An 18,550-nucleotide genomic window follows, 5' to 3' on the forward strand; every position below is an offset into this window, starting at 1 on the left:
TCGCGCGGCGTTATCATTTCGGGTGATGTGCAATAATCGTGAGCATAAGCCTTTTAGTGGGGTGTTAAATGGATGATTTCAAACCAGAAGACGATATGAAAGCCGATCGCAACGATCGTCGTGCTGGTCGTTCCCGTCAGTCTTCCGAGCGTGATGCCGATCCGCAGATCAATTTTGACGATGTTGATCTTGATGCCGATGAAGGCCGTCCGACGCGCGCTGGTAAGGCCCGTCGCGAGCGTGAAGAGGAAGAGTTCGAAGAAGAACTGGATGCGCAAGACGAGGAGATGCTCGAAGAGCAGCCTGTAGAGCGTCGTCCGCGCAAGCGTAAAAAAGCGCCGGCCAAACCGGCCTCCCGCCAGTACATCATGATGGGTGTGGGGATTCTGGTGCTGCTGCTGTTGATCGTGGGTATCGGTTCCGCACTGAAATCGCCATCATCTTCCAGCCAGCAGACCGCTTCCGGCGAGAAGAGCATTAATCTGTCTGACGACCAGTCCGCCAGCATGCCTGCTGCCGGCCAGGACCAGACTGCCGCCGCTAACAGCACCTCACAGCAGGACGTAACGGTACCGCCTATTGCCGCGAACCCGACGCAGGGCCAGGCAGCGGTTGCGCCGCAGGGCCAGCAGCGTATCGAAGTTCAGGGCGATCTGAACAATGCGTTGACCCAGCAGCAGGGCCAACTGGACGGCGCCGTGGCTAACTCGACGCTGCCGACTGAACCGGCTACCGTCGCGCCAATCCGGAATGGCGCCAATGGCACCGCGGCGCCGCGCCAGGCGACCGAGCGTCAGACAGCAGCGACCCCGCGTCCGGCTGAACGTAAGCATACCGTTATCGAAGCGAAGCCGCAGTCGAAGCCACAGGCCGTGGCGAAAACGCCGGTAGAATCGAAGCCGGTCCAGCAGAAGCATGTTGAAAGCACGGCGACCACCGCTCCGGCGAAAACGTCCGTCAGCGAAAGCAAACCGGTGGCCACCGCTCAGAGCAAACCGACCACGACGACCGCAGCGCCAGCGGCAACGGCAGCTGCGGCAGCGCCGGCAGCGAAGACCGGGAAGACGGCAGGTGACGTCAGCTCAATGAAAACTGCGCCGTCGGGTCACTATACTCTGCAGCTCAGCAGCTCCTCTAACTACGACAACCTCAACAACTGGGCGAAGAAAGAGAAGCTGGATAAATATGTTGTCTATGAAACGTCGCGTAACGGCCAACCATGGTACGTGCTGGTGAGCGGTATCTATGCATCGAAAGATGAAGCGAAACGTGCTGTCACCTCGCTGCCGGCGGACGTGCAGGCGAAAAATCCATGGGCAAAACCGCTGCATCAGGTTCAGGCTGACCTGAAATAATGCCGTGGGGTAGTCTTAAGCGCAGGATGCTGTCGGAGCTTTCTCCACAGCCGGAGAACGTGTAATTAGTTAGGCAGCATGAAAAAGAATCGCGCTTTTCTGAAGTGGGCAGGGGGAAAGTTCCCCCTGCTTGACGATATTAAAAAGCATTTGCCGGAAGGCGAGTGCTTGATCGAGCCCTTTGTGGGCGCCGGGTCGGTATTTCTTAATACCGACTTTTCTCGTTATATCCTCGCGGATATCAACAGTGACTTAATCGGCCTGTACAACATCGTCAAACTGCGCACCGACGAATACGTCGCCGCCGCCCGTGAGATGTTTACCCCGGAAAATAACGTCGCTGAGCGCTACTACCTGTATCGTGATGAATTTAACCAAAGCCAGGATCCGCTGCGTCGCGCGGTGCTGTTCCTGTATTTGAACCGTCACGGCTACAATGGCCTGTGCCGCTACAATCTGCGCGGCGAGTTCAATGTGCCGTTTGGCCGTTATAAAAAGCCCTACTTCCCCGAAGCTGAGCTCTATCATTTCGCCGAGAAGGCGCAAAACGCCGAGTTTTACTGCGAATCTTACGAAGAGTGCATGCAACGTGCGGATAGCCGCACAGTGGTGTATTGCGATCCGCCCTATGCGCCGCTAACGGCGACGGCGAACTTTACCGCCTACCACACCAACAGTTTCAACCTGGAACAACAGGTACTGCTGGCGCAAAAGGCGGAATCGCTGATGAAAAAGCGCATCCCGGTGCTGATTTCCAACCACCGCACGCCGCTGACGCAGGAATGGTATAAAAACGCGGCAGAAACGCATATTGTGAAGGTGCGGCGCAGCATCAGCAGCAACGGTGGTACGCGTAAAAAGGTGGACGAGCTATTAGCGCTCTACCGTCCGCCTAAGACCAAATAAATTTCAAGGAGATGCGGATGAAGCAGTATTTGATTGCCCCTTCGATTCTGTCGGCTGATTTTGCCCGTCTGGGTGAGGATACCGCGAAGGCGCTGGCGGCGGGTGCGGATGTCGTGCACTTCGACGTTATGGACAACCACTACGTGCCAAACCTGACGATTGGCCCGATGGTGCTGAAGTCACTGCGAAATTACGGTATTACCGCGCCAATCGACGTTCACCTGATGGTGAAGCCGGTCGACCGCATCATTCCTGATTTTGCCGAAGCTGGCGCCAGCATTATCACCTTCCATCCGGAAGCCTCCGAACACGTCGATCGCAGCCTGCAGCTTATCAAAGAGCACGGCTGTAAAGCGGGCCTGGTGTTTAACCCGGCGACGCCGCTGAGCTACCTCGATTACGTGATGGATAAGCTGGACGTGATCCTGCTGATGTCGGTTAACCCGGGCTTTGGCGGCCAGTCCTTTATTCCCCAGACGCTGGATAAACTGCGTGAAGTGCGCCAGCGCATCGATGCGTCCGGCTACGACATCCGCCTGGAAGTGGATGGCGGCGTGAAAGCCAGCAATATCGGCGAAATCGCCGCGGCGGGTGCGGATATGTTTGTTGCCGGTTCGGCGATCTTCGGTCAGCCGGACTACAAGCAAGTCATTGATCAAATGCGTAGTGAATTAGCGAAGGTGAGTCATGGATAAATTACAGGCGATCCGCGGCATCGCATTTGATCTCGACGGCACGCTGGTGGACAGCGCGCCGGGTTTAACCTCGGCGGTTGATAACGCCCTGTACGCCCTGGAGCTGCCGGTGGCGGGAGAAGAACGCGTTATCACCTGGATCGGTAACGGCGCCGATGTCCTGATGGAGCGGGCGCTGACCTGGGCTCGTCAGGAGCGAGCAACGTTACGTGCGGCGATGGGTAAGCCTTCCGTCGACGATCATGATATTCCGCAAGACGAGCAGCTGCGCATTTTGCGTAAACTGTTTGACCGCTATTACGCCGAAGCGGCGGAAGAGGGCAGTTTCCTGTTCCCGGCGGTGGCCGATACGCTCGGCGCGCTGCATGCCAAAGGCCTGCCGCTGGCGCTGGTTACCAATAAGCCGACGCCGTTTGTCGCCCCGCTGTTGGACGCGCTCGATATTGCGAAATATTTTACCGTGGTGATTGGCGGCGATGACGTGCAGAATAAAAAGCCGCATCCGGAACCGCTGCTGCTGGTGGCGGAAAAGCTCTCTCTGGCTCCAGCCGAGCTGCTGTTTGTCGGCGATTCGCGCAATGATATTCAGGCGGCCAAAGCGGCAGGCTGCTGCTCTGTTGGTCTGACCTACGGTTATAACTATGGTGAACCGCTTGCGCTGAGCGAGCCGGACTATCTCTTCGACCAGTTTAACGAACTCTTACCCGCTCTCGGGTTACCGCACAGTGAAACTCAGGAATTGAAACATGACTAAGCCCATCGTTTTTAGTGGCGCACAGCCCTCAGGTGAACTGACCATTGGCAACTATATGGGTGCGCTGCGTCAGTGGGTAAACATGCAGGACGATTACCACTGCATCTATTGCATCGTGGACCAGCACGCCATCACCGTGCGCCAGGATCCGCAGCAGCTGCGCAAGGCGACGCTGGACACCCTGGCGCTGTATCTGGCCTGCGGCATCGACCCGCAGAAAAGCACTATCTTCGTGCAGTCGCACGTGCCGGAACATGCCCAGCTAGGCTGGGCGCTGAACTGCTACACCTATTTCGGCGAACTGAGCCGCATGACTCAGTTTAAAGACAAGTCAGCGCGCTACGCGGAGAACATCAACGCCGGTCTGTTTGATTATCCGGTACTGATGGCCGCTGACATTCTGCTGTACCAGACCAACCAGGTTCCGGTGGGCGAAGATCAGAAACAGCACCTTGAGCTAAGCCGCGATATCGCCCAGCGTTTTAACGCCATCTACGGCGATATTTTTAAAGTGCCTGAGCCGTTTATCCCTAAATCCGGCGCGCGCGTGATGTCGCTGCTGGAGCCGACGAAAAAGATGTCCAAGTCCGACGACAACCGCAACAACGTCATCGGCCTGCTGGAAGATCCGAAATCGGTGGTCAAGAAGATTAAACGTGCGGTCACCGACTCCGACGAGCCGCCGGTAGTGCGTTACGATCTGAAAGAGAAAGCGGGCGTCTCCAACCTGCTGGATATCCTCTCCGCGGTTACCGGGAAAACTATTCCTGAGCTGGAACAGCATTTTGAAGGCAAAATGTATGGCCACCTGAAAGGCGAAGTCGCCGAAGCGGTATCGGGCATGCTGATTGACCTGCAGGAGCGCTATCACCGTTTCCGTAACGACGAAGCGTTTCTCAATCAGGTGATGAAAGACGGTGCGGAAAAGGCCAGCGCGCGGGCTTCTCAAACCCTGAAAGCGGTATACGAAGCGATTGGCTTTGTCGCCAAGCCGTAAGCGACGCAACAGCTAAAAGGGCGGGATGCTATCCCGCCCTTTTTTATGCCTGTCACTTTATGGGAGGCAAGGTTAATGGTTCGAAAACCAGTTCAGTTTATCCCGCAGACCGACCACGCGGCCGACGATGATCAGCGCCGGGCTGGCCATCTGCTGCGCCAGAATATCCAGTTGTCCTAAGGTGCCGCTGACCACTTTTTGCGTCACAGCGGTGCCGTTCTCGACGATGGCGGCGGGCATATCTTCAGCCATGCCGTGAGCGATAAGCTTCTCGCGGATCGCCGGCGCCTGGTTCAGACCCATGTAGAACACCAGGGTTTGCTTCTCCACCGCCAGGTTCGCCCAGTCCAGCTCGCCGCCGGTTTTCAGGTGGCCAGTGACCAGGCGGACGCCCTGCGCGAAATCGCGGTGGGTCAGGGGGATCCCCGAATAAGCGGAGCAGCCGGAGGCGGCGGTAATGCCAGGCACAACGGAGAAGGGGATGCCCGCCTCGCAAAGCGTCTCCAGCTCTTCCCCTCCGCGGCCAAAGATAAAGGGATCGCCGCCTTTCAGCCGGACCACGCGTCTTCCTTTTTGCGCTTCGCGCAGCAGGATCTGGTTGATCTCCTCCTGCGGGACGCAGTGGTAGCCTGAGCGCTTGCCGACGAACACCCGATCGGCATCGCGGCGCACCAGATTCATGATGTCATCGGAGACCAGCCGATCATAGACCACCACGTCAGCCTGCTGGATCTGCTGCAGGCCTTTGAGCGTGAGCAGCCCGGCGTCACCGGGGCCGGCGCCAACCAGCACCACCTCGCCGCGATGCTCCAACGGCTCCGTCAGCAACTGCTCAGTGGTATCCGCGACTGCCTGCCGATCGTCATTAGCCAGCGACTGCGCCAGACGGTCGTTAACAAACAGCTTCTCCCAGAAGCGGCGACGCTCGCCTACGGTGGCAAACTGCTGCTTAACCCGCGCGCGCAGATGGCCGGCATAGCGGGCCAGCTGGCCGAGATGCAGGGGCAGAATTGACTCCAGTTTCTCGCGCAGCAGGCGCGCCAGAACCGGTGATGTCCCGCCCGAGGAGACGGCGACCATCAGCGGCGAGCGATCGATGATCGACGGCATGATAAAGCTGGCCTGGCGCGGGGCATCCACCACGTTACAGAAGATACGCCGCGCTTCGGCCGCCTCGCTAACCTGCTGGTTGACCGTCTCATCATCAGTAGCGGCGATGGCCAGCCAGCAGTTATCCAGCAGCGAGGGGATAAACTCCCCCTGCACCAGAGTTAGCATCTGTGAATCAGCCCACACCTGAAACTGGGGCGTGAAGTCGAGCGCATTGACCGTGACGTTAGCGCCAGCATCCAGCAGCAGACGGGCTTTGCGTTCGGCGACATCCCCGCCGCCAACCAGTAAACAATCGCGCTGGCGCAACTGGCAGAATATGGGTAAGTGATCCACAGAATAACCTCATAAAAATAAGGGGTAGAAAATGAGTGGTCGTAGAATAGCAGCAAAGGTAATACAAAACATGCGACATATCCCGCACTCATGCGCTGTCGGTCAGAACTGTTACTTATATCTCCCCCCGTGGCCGGGGGGAGGGAGAAGGACTTACGCTTTAAGCTGAACGTGTCCGTCTTTCACGCGGGCGTCGAAGCGGGCGATAGAGTGGCTGGCATCTTCCATGCACAGGCCGTCGCTCAGGCGGAAGCGCTGTTTTTTCAGCGGGCTGGCGACCCATAGCGCGCCGTCATGCTCGGCGATAATCCCGCGAGACAGTACGCTGGCGTTGAAGAACGGATCAATGTTGCTGATGGCGAATACTCTGTCGTCATGGTAGGGACGGAAGATCGCCACCTGCTGCTGACCGAGCAGGGCGCAGACGCCGGTGGCCGGCAGGATGTCGTCGATGCTGCAGATATTTACCCACTGGCTCATGCTTTTTCCTCCACCAGAGTAACCGGGATACGCTCATACGGCGTGGCCGGGCGGTGCTGGTCACGTTCCGGCACCACCTGAACGTTCGGGTCGCGCTGGTCGCTGTTGATAAAGTGTTTGAAGCGGGTCTGCGCCGCCGGGTTGTTGACGGTCTCGGTCCACTCGCAGGCGAAGGCGGCGCGCAGGCGAGCCAGTTCTTCTTCCAGATGGTCGTTCAGACCGAGCTTGTCATCGATGATGACGCTGCGCAGATAGTCGATACCGCCTTCCATATTGTCCAGCCACGGGGCAGTGCGGGTCAGCTTATCGGCGGTGCGGATGTAGAACATCATAAAGCGGTCGAGATATTTGATGAGCGTATCGCGATCGAGGTCCGCGGCCAGTAGATCGGCGTGACGCGGCTTCATCCCGCCGTTACCGCACACGTACAGGTTCCAGCCTTTCTCGGTGGCGATGATCCCGACGTCTTTGCCCTGAGCCTCGGCACATTCGCGGGTGCAGCCGGAGACGCCGAACTTCATTTTGTGCGGGGTGCGGATGCCTTTGTAGCGGTTTTCCAGTTCCACGCCGAAGCCGACGCTGTCGCCAACGCCGTAGCGGCACCAGGTGCTGCCGACGCAGGTTTTCGCCATTCGCAGCGCTTTGGCGTAGGCGTGGCCGGTTTCGAATCCCGCTTCAATCAGCTGCCGCCAGATCTCCGGCAGGTCGTCTTTCTGCGCGCCAAACAGGCCGATGCGCTGAGAGCCGGTGATTTTGGTGTACAGATTGAATTCACGCGCGATACGACCCACGGCGACCAGCCCTTCCGGCGTGATTTCGCCGCCAGCTGAGCGCGGGATCACCGAATAGGTACCATCTTTCTGAATGTTGGCGAGGAAGTTGTCGTTGCTGTCCTGCAGCGGCGTGTGCTGCGGCTTGAGGATGTACTCATTCCAGCAGGAGGCCAGCAGGGAACCGACGGTCGGCTTACAGACTTCACAGCCGTAGCCCTGACCGTGTTTTTCCAGCAGCTCGTCGAAGGTTTTGATGCCTTCCACGCGGATCAGGTGGAACAGCTCCTGACGGGAGTAAGCGAAGTGTTCGCACAGATTGTTGTTGACCTCGATGCCCTGTTTCGCCAGCTCGGCGTTGAGCACCTGAGTGACCAGCGGAATGCAGCCCCCGCAGCCGGTCCCGGCTTTGGTTTCCGCTTTCAGCGCCGCCACGGTGTGGCAGCCTTTGTTGATAGCGGCGATCAGGTCGCCTTTGCTGACGTCGAAGCAGGAGCAGATCTGCGCGCTGTCCGGCAGTTTATCGACGCCGATGGACGGCTTGCCGCTGCCGGCGTGGGCCGGGAGGATCAGCGAATCCGGGTTTTCCGGCAGCTCGATGGCGTTGAGCACCAGCTGCAGCAGATTGCCGTAGTCGCTGGTGTCGCCGACCAGTACCGCGCCGAGCAGCGTTTTGTTGTCGGCGCTGACGATCAGGCGCTTATAAACTTCTTTGCTTTCGTCGAGATAGACGTAGCTACGGGCGCCCGGCGTGCGGCCGTGGGCATCGCCGATCCCGCCCACGTCCACACCCAACAGCTTCAGCTTGGCGCTGAGGTCGGCGCCGGTGAAGCTATTTTCACTGCCGAGGAGATGGTCGACGGCCACCTGGGCCATTTTATAGCCGGGGGCGACCAGACCGTAGACGCGGTTGTTCCAGCTGGCGCATTCCCCGATAGCATAGATATCCGGATCGGAGGTCTGGCAGCTATCGTTGACCATGATGCCGCCGCGCTGGGCGACCGCCAGCCCGCACTGGGTGGCCAGCTTATCGCGCGGGCGGATCCCGGTTGAGAAGACGATGAAATCGACCTGCAGCTCGCTACCGTCGGCGAAGTGCATGGTTTTGCGCGCCTCGGTGCCCTGCTGAACAATCTCTTTGGTGTTTTTGCTGGTGTGAACTTTCACGCCCATGCTTTCGATTTTGCGCCGCAACTGCTCGCCGCCCATCTGGTCGAGCTGTTCGGCCATCAGCATCGGCGCGAATTCGATAACATGGGTTTCCACACCGAGGTTTTTCAACGCGCCGGCCGCTTCCAGGCCGAGCAGGCCGCCGCCGACTACCGCGCCGCGTTTGCTGCGGCGGGCGCAGGATTCGATGGCGTTAAGATCTTCAATAGTGCGATAGACGAAGCAATCCTGGGTTTCCGCGCCTTTAATCGGCGGGATCCACGGGTATGAGCCGGTCGCCATAATCAGCTTGTCGTAGAACACGGTACGCCCGGCGCTGGAGTGGATCACTTTCTCCTGGCGGTTGATGGTGATCGCCCGTTCGCCGACCAGCACCTTGACGCCGTGTTTCTCATAGAAACCTTCGCGTACCAGCGACAGTTCTTCCGCAGTGTGATGGGAGAAATAAGACGACAGGTGGACGCGGTCGTAGGCGATACGCGGTTCTTCACAGAACACGGTAATGTCGAACTGTCCGGCAGGCGCCTTATCGAGAAGCTCTTCGATAAAGCGATGGCCAACCATGCCGTTACCGATAATAGCGATTCTGACTTTGCTCATTTTTGCCTCGATTTCTTTTCTATTACCGCCTACCTTAACGATTCAGCCATCAGGCTTATTGATGCAAATCAATGACAACTTCACCTACCACTTAATGGGTATGCGTTTGATTTGTCAGTATTTTTATAAGTCATGGAAAACGCTGACTTTTCCTTTTTGCTGATTTTGTGTACAAGAATTGGGTAAGCCGCGATTGGGGTTAGACAGAAAACAAGCCGTATTGAATAGAGAGGGTGATATGACAGCAGCGCCGCTTTGGTTGATTCAGAACGTACGCCTGGCAGACCGCGACGGCCTGTGGCAAATAGCCATTGATAAGGGCCGCTTTGGCGCGATCACGCCGATGGGGGAGGCGCACGATGAAAGCTACGAGGTATTGAACGCTCGCGGCGGGCTAGCGATCCCGCCTTTTATCGAGCCGCATATCCATCTGGATACCACCCAGACGGCCGGCGAGCCGAACTGGAATCAGTCCGGTACTCTGTTCGAGGGGATTGAGCGTTGGGCGGAGCGGAAAGCGCTGCTCAGCCATGAGGACGTCAAAGCCCGGGCGTGGAAAACCCTGAAGTGGCAGATCGCCAATGGCGTGCAGTTTGTCCGCACTCATGTCGATGTTTCCGATCCCACGTTAACGGCGCTGAAGGCGATGCTGGAGGTCAAACAGGAGGTGGCGCCATGGGTCGAGTTACAGATTGTCGCTTTTCCACAGGAGGGGATCCTCTCTTACCCCAACGGCGAGGCGCTGCTGGAGGAGGCCCTCAAGCTGGGGGCGGACGTCGTCGGGGCGATCCCGCATTTTGAGTTCACCCGTGAATATGGTGTGGAATCGCTGCATATCGCCTTCCGTCTGGCGCAGCAATATGACCGCCCACTGGATATTCACTGCGATGAAATTGACGATGAGCAGTCGCGCTTTGTTGAAACCGTTGCCGCGCTGGCGCTGAAAGCGGGGATAGGGCCGCGGGTAACGGCCAGCCATACCACCGCTATGCACTCCTATAATGGCGCTTATACCTCGCGTCTGTTCCGCTTGCTTAAGCTCTCCGGCATCAACTTTGTCGCCAATCCGCTGGTGAATATTCATCTGCAGGGCCGGTTTGACGACTACCCGAAGCGACGGGGCATTACCCGGGTGAAGGAGCTGTTGGCGGCGGGGATCAACGTTTGCTTTGGTCATGATGACGTCTTTGACCCGTGGTACCCGCTGGGGACCGGCAATATGCTGCAGGTCCTGCATATGGGGCTCCATGTTTGCCAGCTGATGGGCTACCAGCAGATCAACGACGGCCTGCAGCTTATCACCGACAACAGCGCCCGCACGTTTGGCCTCGAGGATTACGGCATTGTCAGCGGCAACCCGGCTAACCTGATCATTCTCCCGGTGGAGAATGGCTTTGAGGCCGTCCGCTGCCAGGTGCCGGTGCGCTGGTCAATTCGCCAGGGAAGGGTGATCGCGACCACCCAGCCGGCGCAAAGCTGGATCCAAACTGACCGCGGTGGCGAGGAGCTTTCTTTTATGAGGAACAGCCCCCTTGCGGATGCAAAGGGGCCGAAGGCTTAGTGAGACGCCGCCTGAGCGTTGTTCTGGCGATGACGGGAGACGAAGCCGAGGATAAAGCACATTACGAATACCACGGCATAGAGGCCGTTAGCGGTGTGCAGCGCGGCCAGGGGGCCGCTGGCCGCCACAATCGGGCCGGTGACCACGAAAGTGAGCATAGTGCCGATGGTGCCGCAGGTGAGGATAAAGTTCACCAGCTTCGGCGAAGCGACCCGCGTCTGCTGCGAACCGAGCGTAATGATCGAGGTGTAAATGGCGCTGGAGAAGAAGCCCAGGGTCAGAATAAACCACGGCATATGCTCCGGCGAACCATTGATAAACAGGTACATCAGCACCGTCGCGAGCCCGGCGAGGACGGTTAAGATACGCTGCAGGTCGAAGAAGCGCAGGATGAAGCTGAATGACCACATGCCGATCATGTAGGACATCCAGAAATCGCTCACCAGTTTACCGGCGTCGCCGAGGCTCATGCCCAGGCTCTTCGCATATTCCGGTACCCAGGAGATAAAGCCCAGCTGACCGAGGATGTAGCACAGCGCCGCAACGGAGAGGAACAGCACGCCGATGCCCCACTTCTCTTTCACCACCGGCTGGCTGTTTTCGCTCTGGGCTTTTTTGCCCAGCACCGGGAAATCACAGCCGAAAGTCAGGACGAAAATAGCGACATACACCAGACCAATACAGGCGTAGACCCAGTACCACTCGATGCTGCGCGCCAGCAGGACGGCGGCGACCATCGGGAAAATCATGCCCGCCATGCTAAAGAAGGAGTCGGTAAACAGCAGACGCGCCCCGCGCTGACGGCCTTCATACATATGGGTGATCAGGAAGGTCCCGATCGACATGGTGATCCCGCTCACCAGGCCAAGAACGAACATTGACGCGGAGAACAGCGCCAGGCTGTGGCTGAGCATCAGGCCGGCCACCGCCAGCACCATCAAAATAAAGCCAAAGCGCAGCTGAGTTTTCAGCGGCACGATTTCCATCAGCCAGGCATTGAGGAAGATGGAGATAAGAATACCGGCGTTCAGAAAGGTAAAGGTGTTGCTCATACTGGAAACGGGCAGATGGAAATAATCCGCAATGTTACCCATCACCATCCCGGTGACGATCACCAACGCGCCGGTCAGGGCGTAGGAGAAGAAGCTGATCCATGTGAGCTTAATACGGTTGCTGTTAGTCATGACTGGCCTGTGAATAGAAAGGTAAAGCGCGTTGACGCTGCGCCGGGCGGACAGATTTTATTCGTTCAGGTGATGTAATTAAATGTTTATTGTGAAATGGGTTATCTTTTGCATGTTTTAATGTGATCTGCATCACGCTTGTTCGCTGCAAAGGAGATCGTTTGCGCGGTTACAATTATTACAGCTAAGTAAAATTTGGTAAAAGGCTGGCCCAGGATGCAAAGGCTCTTTAGAATCAAGGCACTCGCTTTTATTCTGCTCCGTTAAGGAATTTCCATGCTCAAATCAACACTGGCGGCGATGGCTGCCGTTTTCGCTATTTCAGCGTTCTCCCCGGCCATGGCGGCAAAGGGCGATCCGCATGTGCTGCTGACCACTTCGGCAGGTAACATTGAGCTTGAGTTAAACAGCCAGAAAGCCCCGATTTCCATGGATAACTTCCTGAAGTACGTCAACAGCGGCTTCTACAACAACACCACCTTTCACCGCGTGATCCCGGGATTCATGGTGCAAGGCGGCGGCTTTAACGAACAGATGCAGCAGAAGCAGCCTAACCCGCCGATCAAGAATGAAGCAGACAACGGCCTGCGCAACATCCGCGGCACCATCGCGATGGCGCGCACCGCCGATCAGGATAGCGCCACCAGTCAGTTCTTCATCAACGTGGCGGATAACGCCTTCCTCGACCATGGCCAGCGCGACTTTGGCTATGCGGTATTCGGCAAAGTGGTGAAGGGGATGGATGTTGCGGATAAGATCTCCCAGGTCCAGACCCATAACGTTGGTCCGTACCAGAATGTGCCGACCAAACCAGTCGTTATCCTCTCAGCGAAAGTGCTGCCCTAATCCTCCCGCGGCGCGGTGGTCTATCGCCGCGCCCGGTCGCCTCCCGGCATAACCTGAAATTGCTGCTTATACTTGTGGCACACAGGGGACGATAAGGGGGGCGACGATGCGTCCACTCACCGATAAGCAAAAATCCCGACTCTGGGAACAGACACGCAATACCAATTTTCAGGCCAGCCGTCGCCTTGAAGGCGTGACGGTGCCGCTGGTTACGCTGACTGCCGAAGAGGCGCTGGCGCGTCTGGCGACGTTGCGGAGGGAGTATGAGCGATAAATTCGGCGATGAACGCGATCCTTATCTCTATCCGGCGCTGAACGTGCTGCGCAACCGTCTCGGCATCCGCCAGGCTAAAAATCTGCAGCAGGCCGCCTTTGAGATGACAGCGCTGCGGGCGGCCACTCTGCCGCTGGGCCCGCGGGTGCGCGGCTTACCCTATCTGTGCGCTATTCATCATCAGTTGTATCAGGATCTGTTTGACTGGGCGGGCCGCTTGCGTGAAGTGAACCTCTACCTGGGCGATACGCCGTTCTGCCACTTTGCCCGGATCGAGGAGGAGGGGAATGCCCTGATGCAGGCCCTTGAGCAGGAGGATTATCTCAATGGCCTGCCGCGCGATACCTTCATCGAACGCCTGAGCTGGTTCTATGGTGAAATTAATGTGCTGCACCCTTTTCGTCTTGGCAATGGCCTGACCCAGCGCATTTTCTTTGAACAGCTGGCGATACATGCCGGCTACCTTCTTAACTGGCGTGACGTTGACCCCGCCGGCTGGAGTGCGGCCTGCCAGCAGAGCGCGATGGGCGATCTGGCCCCGCTGGTGGCGATCTTTCGCAAAGTGGTAAGCGAAGCGCGGGAATCTGAGTAGAATAGCCCGGTTTTGATTGTTCCGGAGCCGCTATGATCCTGCTTATCGATAACTATGACTCTTTCACCTGGAATCTGTATCAGTACTTCTGCGAACTGGGGGCGGAAGTACTGGTCAGGCGCAACGATGCGTTGACGCTGGAGGAGATAGCGGCGCTGGCGCCGGAGAAAATCGTGATCTCGCCAGGCCCCTGCACGCCGGATGAGGCGGGGATTTCCCTCGCGGTTATCCGCCACTATGCCGGAAAAACGCCGCTGCTGGGCGTCTGTCTCGGGCATCAGGCGATCGCCCAGGCGTTTGGCGCGACTATCGTGCGGGCGGCCCAGGTCATGCATGGCAAAACCTCGCTTATCGAGCATAACGGCGAAGGGGTGTTTCAGGGGCTGAATAATCCCCTGACGGTGACCCGCTATCACTCGCTGGTGATTGACCCGCCGACGCTCCCGTCCGAGTTTAACGTCACTGCCCGCAGCGCCAGCGGTGAGATTATGGGGATCCGTCACCGCGAATGGGATCTCGAGGGCGTGCAGTTTCATCCGGAAAGCATCCTCAGCGAGCAGGGCCATCAATTGCTGGCCAACTTTTTGAAACGGTGATTTTCAGTTGCTATTGACTGATTTTTTATGCATATTTTGTGATTAGATTATCATAATCGCATCTGCGTAACGAAGAGGGATGGGCAAGACATGGCAACTGAACAACCGGCAATCACCCGCGCCACATTCGATGAAGTTATTTTGCCAATTTATGCACCGGCAGAATTCATCCCGGTGAAGGGGAAAGGCAGCCGCGTCTGGGATCAGCAGGGGAAAGAGTATATCGATTTCGCCGGCGGTATCGCGGTGACGGCGCTTGGCCATTGCCATCCGGCGCTGGTGGCGGCGCTGCATCAGCAGGGCGAAACGCTGTGGCACACCAGCAACGTCTTTACCAATGAGCCGGCGCTGCGTCTGGGACGTAAACTTGTCGAGGCTACCTTCGCCGAGCGCGTGGTGTTTATGAACTCCGGCACCGAAGCCAATGAAACGGCCTTTAAGCTGGCGCGTCACTATGCGGTGACCCGCCATAGCCCGTATAAAACCAAAATCATCGCCTTCCATAATGCCTTTCATGGCCGCTCCCTGTTTACCGTTTCCGTCGGCGGTCAGCCGAAGTATTCCGATGGTTTCGGCCCAAAACCGGCGGATATTGTCCATGTTCCCTTCAACGATCTGCAGGCGGTAAAAGCGGTGATGGATGACCACACCTGCGCGGTGGTGGTGGAGCCGATTCAGGGCGAAGGCGGCGTGACGGCGGCCACGCCGGCTTTCCTGCAGGGACTGCGCGAGCTGTGCGATCAGCACCAGGCGCTGCTCGTCTTTGATGAAGTACAGTGTGGTATGGGGCGTACCGGATCGCTGTTCGCCTATATGCACTACGGCGTGACCCCGGATATTCTGACCAGCGCCAAAGCGCTGGGCGGCGGCTTCCCGGTCAGCGCCATGCTGACCACCCACGAGATCGCCAGCGCCTTCCATGCGGGCTCCCATGGCTCAACCTACGGCGGCAACCCGCTGGCCTGCGCGGTCGCCAACGCCGCCTTCGATCTGATCAATACCCCGGCGGTGCTGGATGGCGTGAGCGCGAAGCGCGAACTGTTCGTCAAACACCTGCAGCGGCTGGATGCCGAGTTTGATCTGTTCAGTGATATACGCGGGATGGGCCTGCTGATCGGCGCGGAACTCAAGCCGCAGCACAAAGGCCGCGCGCGTGATTTCCTCTATGCCGCGGCCGACGCCGGCGTCATGGTGCTCAACGCCGGGCCGGACGTGATGCGTTTTGTTCCCTCGCTGATCATCGACGAGCAGGATATTACTGAAGGGATGGCGCGCTTTGCCCAGGCGGTGGCAAAGGTGATTAACGGTTGATCTTCCGCAGCCAGATGCCATGGTGCGGCCGCTGACGCCATGCCACTGACGAAATGGTGTGCATGGTGTTCAGATGGCCCAGAATGCGTTGCAGATGCTGCTCCAGGGTGCTTAACGGACCGATCGGCACCTCGCTTTCCGGCGACTCCATAATATTGGCATCCCCTGCGCTGCCGGGACCATCGCTGTCCAGCCGCTGCTGGCAGCGCTGCAGCGCAATCTCACAGGATTCGAGATAGCGCTGGGCAAGATCCGGGGTCAGCATCGTATGCTCCCGGGCCAGGGTGGTCATAGCGTTGATGTGTTCGACGATAAACTGGCTGTGCGTCACCCACAGCTTCATATCTTCCAGATAGTGGGTATTAAACCCGGGTTCCTGCATCGCCTGATTCAGGGAGTTGTAGAGCGCGTTGTGCGCCTGGTTGACGCGCATGCGTTGATAGGCCAGCGCGGGTGCTTTCGGGTCGGGGCTGAGGATCAGGCGAATTGCCTGCTGGTCGGCCTCCAGCGCATCGTGGGCGTTTTTTTTCAGCAGGCCGCTTTGCCACTGCGGCCACAGCCAGACCATCCCGCCGAAGGCGATCAGGCAGCCGATAAGGGTGTCGATCAGCCGGGCGATAATAAACTGTTCGCCGTTAAGCGTCAGCAGCTGCAGGGTATATACCGCCGTCACCGTAAACCCAACCATCGCCCAGCCATAGTGTTTGCGAATGATCAGATAGCTGAGCAGGGTAATCAGCAGCATCCCGCTCAGGGTGTAGCTCTCCGGAACGTGAAAATGCAAGGTCAGCCCGGCGATCGTCAGGCCGGCGAGCGTACCCGCCGCCCGGTGAACAATACGCACCCGGGTGGCGCCATAGCCGTTCTGGGTGACGAAAAGCACCGTCATCAGGATCCAGTAGGGCTTAGGCAAGTGCAGGGCGTTGCCCATCAGGCTGGCGACGCTCAGCATCACGCTGATGCGGGCGGCATTGCGCAGCGCGGGCGATTTTAGCGACAGGTAGTTCTTTAGCGCGGGCAATAGCGGTAAACGACGCTCTTTGTCGGCCATCAGGTCCCGGGCATACAGCGGGCGCTGGGTATGCAGCACCCGGGCGATGCGGCTGAAGTGCCAGGCGCAGAAGTGGCCGACCGGGTTATCCGGATGTTGTCTGGCGATCTTTTCCAGAGCCTCGATCTGTTTATCCATCTGAAAGCGCTTTGGAAAGCGATGATAGAGCATGTCATCCGCCAGCACGCGCAGGCGGGCGGCGACGGTCTGCGCGTTCCAGCGGATCACCGCTTCGGCATGGCTGCGTTCCACCAGCTTTTGCACCTCTTCCGGCTGATGCAGGCTGACCGAAATATGCTCCTGCAGATCCAGCCCCATCTGAAACGCCCGCAGCAGGCGCTTATGATCGTTGCGTTGGTTAGCGGCCAGCATATGCATCTGCTGATAGCACTGGGTAATCAGATCGACCACTTTCTGCTGGCGGGTGAGCAGCGGCGGCAGGGCGGTCGAGGGATCGGTATGCTGGGTCAGCAGGCTGTATTTGGCTTCACAGTAGTCCGCCAGCTCCCGGTAAAGCAGGCTAAGCGACTCCCGTAGCGGCTGTTCGCGCCACAGCCAGAACCAGAACCAGTTAAACACGCCGTACCACAGCGTGCCGAAGGCGTAGATCAGCAGCGGCTCCCAGATGGGCATATTGCCCGCCAGGCTCAGGGTAAAGATGGCGGCGATCAGCGACGCGGGCAGCAGCCGCGCGTGCAGCGAACTGATCTCCGCGGTAACGCCGAGCAAGAGCGCCAGGCCGCTGAGAATAAACGGCAGGGGTATCGCCTGGGCAAGCAGCAACTGCACCACCAGACTGCATCCGGCAAACAGGCAGCCGCCGATAATCAGGCGTTTGAAAAAGCGCTTATGCGGGGTATCAAGACCGGCAATGTTGCAGCAGGCGGGGACTAAGGAAAATAACAGCCCCTGCTGGAGATGGCCGAGCAGAAGACCGATGGCCACGGGCAGACACAGCACCAGCGTTTGCCGCAGTGCATAGTTGACTTCCGGGTGGTAAATCAGCCTGCGCCACATGAGGGAAAAACAAAAACGGCGTACTGCGGGAGCAATACGCCGCTTAGCAACTTAACGGGTGCCGTAGACGACGATGGTTTTACCGTGCGCGGAAATCAGGTTCTGATCTTCCAGCATTTTCAAAATACGACCAACGGTTTCACGAGAGCAGCCGACGATCTGACCAATTTCCTGGCGGGTAATTTTAATTTGCATACCGTCCGGGTGGGTCATGGCATCCGGTTGCTTCGCCAGGTTCAGCAGCGTCTGGGCGATACGGCCCGTCACGTCGAGGAAGGCCAGGTTGCCCACTTTCTCAGACGTGACCTGCAGACGGCGAGCCATTTGCGAAGAGAGACGCATCAGAATGTCCGGGTTCACCTGGATCAGCTGACGGAATTTCTTATAAGAGATTTCGGCCACTTCACATGCGGTTTTCGCCCGTACCCAGGCGCTACGTTCCTGACCCTCTTCAAACAGGCCTAATTCACCGATGAAATCGCCCTGGTTGAGGTAGGAGAGGATCATCTCTTTACCTTCTTCATCCTTGATGAGTACAGCCACGGAGCCTTTAACGATGTAGTACAGCGTTTCTGCTTTTTCACCCTGGTGGATCAGCGTGCTCTTTGATGGGTACTTATGAATGTGGCAATGAGACAAGAACCATTCAAGGGTAGGGTCTGTTTGCGGTTTGCCAAGCACCATGCGCGGTTATCCTCTGTTATAAGCTATCTCCGGGCGCCGACACTACACGGCGTCCGGGCATGCAATCGTATTGTTTCCCTATACCTGGGAAGCTGGCTGATGATTTTTCGACAGCCCGTAATGTGAACTCCTCTGCATACATGCAGTACATCAATGTATTACTGTAGCATCCAGACTGTTTTAGCATAGCTTTCGCCGCATGTCTCCTGGTGTCTCGCTTCAGCATGACGCAGGTCGCCTTCCGTTGCGAGAATTGTTATG

At 57.8% G+C, this 18,550-nt stretch carries 17 protein-coding genes; 11 read left to right on the forward strand and 6 right to left on the reverse strand.

Annotated features, from left to right (window positions below; genetic code table 11):
* Positions 1-68: 68 nt before the first annotated feature.
* The 5 genes from damX to trpS all read left to right on the forward strand — a co-directional run bounded on the left by damX (position 69) and on the right by trpS (position 4,707).
* Complete coding sequence (gene damX, locus AB1E37_RS01800; RefSeq protein ID WP_004901053.1) at positions 69-1,355, forward strand: cell division protein DamX; 1,287 nt, start codon at positions 69-71, stop codon at positions 1,353-1,355.
* 78 nt (positions 1,356-1,433) lie between these two features.
* The gene (gene dam, locus AB1E37_RS01805) at positions 1,434-2,261 is read left to right on the forward strand and encodes an adenine-specific DNA-methyltransferase (protein WP_002920260.1); all 828 of its coding nucleotides are present in this window, start codon (positions 1,434-1,436) and stop codon (positions 2,259-2,261) included.
* A 17-nt stretch (positions 2,262-2,278) separates the two neighbouring features.
* Positions 2,279-2,956: a ribulose-phosphate 3-epimerase gene (gene rpe, locus AB1E37_RS01810; RefSeq protein ID WP_002920259.1), complete on the forward strand. Its 678-nt coding sequence runs from the start codon at positions 2,279-2,281 to the stop codon at positions 2,954-2,956.
* Positions 2,949-3,710: a phosphoglycolate phosphatase gene (gene gph, locus AB1E37_RS01815; RefSeq protein WP_004188345.1), complete on the forward strand. Its 762-nt coding sequence runs from the start codon at positions 2,949-2,951 to the stop codon at positions 3,708-3,710. Before rpe ends, gph begins: the two co-directional genes overlap by 8 nt.
* Positions 3,703-4,707: a tryptophan--tRNA ligase gene (trpS, locus tag AB1E37_RS01820; RefSeq protein WP_002920253.1), complete on the forward strand. Its 1,005-nt coding sequence runs from the start codon at positions 3,703-3,705 to the stop codon at positions 4,705-4,707. Before gph ends, trpS begins: the two co-directional genes overlap by 8 nt.
* 72 nt (positions 4,708-4,779) lie before the next feature.
* On the opposite strand, the gene cysG is transcribed toward trpS, so the two are convergent.
* The 3 genes from cysG to nirB form a co-directional block, all read right to left on the reverse strand.
* The gene (gene cysG, locus AB1E37_RS01825) at positions 4,780-6,153 is read right to left on the reverse strand and encodes a siroheme synthase CysG (RefSeq protein WP_002920252.1); all 1,374 of its coding nucleotides are present in this window, start codon (positions 6,151-6,153) and stop codon (positions 4,780-4,782) included.
* 153 nt (positions 6,154-6,306) lie between these two features.
* Entirely contained in the window at positions 6,307-6,633 is a 327-nt protein-coding gene (nirD, locus tag AB1E37_RS01830; RefSeq protein ID WP_002920249.1) for a nitrite reductase small subunit NirD, read from the reverse strand.
* Complete coding sequence (gene nirB / locus AB1E37_RS01835) at positions 6,630-9,173, reverse strand: nitrite reductase large subunit NirB (protein WP_002920243.1); 2,544 nt, start codon at positions 9,171-9,173, stop codon at positions 6,630-6,632. Before nirB ends, nirD begins: the two co-directional genes overlap by 4 nt.
* 238 nt (positions 9,174-9,411) lie before the next feature.
* On the opposite strand from nirB, the gene AB1E37_RS01840 reads away from it, so the two are divergent.
* Positions 9,412-10,734, forward strand: coding sequence for a cytosine deaminase (locus tag AB1E37_RS01840; RefSeq protein WP_032447913.1), 1,323 nt, complete (start codon positions 9,412-9,414; stop codon positions 10,732-10,734).
* Here AB1E37_RS01840 and tsgA read toward each other — a convergent pair.
* Positions 10,731-11,918, reverse strand: coding sequence for an MFS transporter TsgA (gene tsgA / locus AB1E37_RS01845; protein ID WP_002920240.1), 1,188 nt, complete (start codon positions 11,916-11,918; stop codon positions 10,731-10,733). The two genes, AB1E37_RS01840 and tsgA, sit on opposite strands and share 4 nt — an antisense overlap.
* A gap of 276 nt (positions 11,919-12,194) precedes the next feature.
* Between tsgA and ppiA the strand changes: the two genes are divergently transcribed.
* From ppiA to AB1E37_RS01870, 5 genes are all read left to right on the forward strand, one after another.
* Entirely contained in the window at positions 12,195-12,764 is a 570-nt protein-coding gene (gene ppiA / locus AB1E37_RS01850; RefSeq protein ID WP_032447912.1) for a peptidylprolyl isomerase A, read from the forward strand.
* 106 nt (positions 12,765-12,870) lie between these two features.
* A complete protein-coding gene (locus AB1E37_RS01855; protein WP_002920231.1) occupies positions 12,871-13,038 on the forward strand; it encodes a YhfG family protein in 168 nt (55 codons plus the stop codon).
* Entirely contained in the window at positions 13,028-13,630 is a 603-nt protein-coding gene (locus AB1E37_RS01860) for a putative adenosine monophosphate-protein transferase Fic (protein ID WP_004181446.1), read from the forward strand. The genes AB1E37_RS01855 and AB1E37_RS01860 overlap by 11 nt, the downstream gene beginning before the upstream one ends.
* A gap of 32 nt (positions 13,631-13,662) precedes the next feature.
* On the forward strand, positions 13,663-14,226 hold the full coding sequence (gene pabA / locus AB1E37_RS01865; RefSeq protein WP_002920229.1) for an aminodeoxychorismate synthase component 2: 564 nt from the start codon (positions 13,663-13,665) through the stop codon (positions 14,224-14,226).
* Positions 14,227-14,316: 90 nt separating this feature from the next.
* A complete protein-coding gene (locus tag AB1E37_RS01870; RefSeq protein WP_004174049.1) occupies positions 14,317-15,537 on the forward strand; it encodes an aspartate aminotransferase family protein in 1,221 nt (406 codons plus the stop codon).
* Here AB1E37_RS01870 and AB1E37_RS01875 read toward each other — a convergent pair.
* Together AB1E37_RS01875 and crp are read right to left on the reverse strand one after the other, a co-directional pair.
* The gene (locus AB1E37_RS01875; RefSeq protein WP_014906846.1) at positions 15,527-17,605 is read right to left on the reverse strand and encodes a YccS/YhfK family putative transporter; all 2,079 of its coding nucleotides are present in this window, start codon (positions 17,603-17,605) and stop codon (positions 15,527-15,529) included. The two genes, AB1E37_RS01870 and AB1E37_RS01875, sit on opposite strands and share 11 nt — an antisense overlap.
* A 51-nt stretch (positions 17,606-17,656) precedes the next feature.
* On the reverse strand, positions 17,657-18,289 hold the full coding sequence (gene crp / locus AB1E37_RS01880; RefSeq protein WP_000242758.1) for a cAMP-activated global transcriptional regulator CRP: 633 nt from the start codon (positions 18,287-18,289) through the stop codon (positions 17,657-17,659).
* Between the last annotated feature and the right edge of the window lie 261 nt (positions 18,290-18,550).

This window comes from Klebsiella sp. Shm-1, from assembly GCF_040804525.1.
GTDB lineage: Bacteria > Pseudomonadota > Gammaproteobacteria > Enterobacterales > Enterobacteriaceae > Klebsiella > Klebsiella pneumoniae.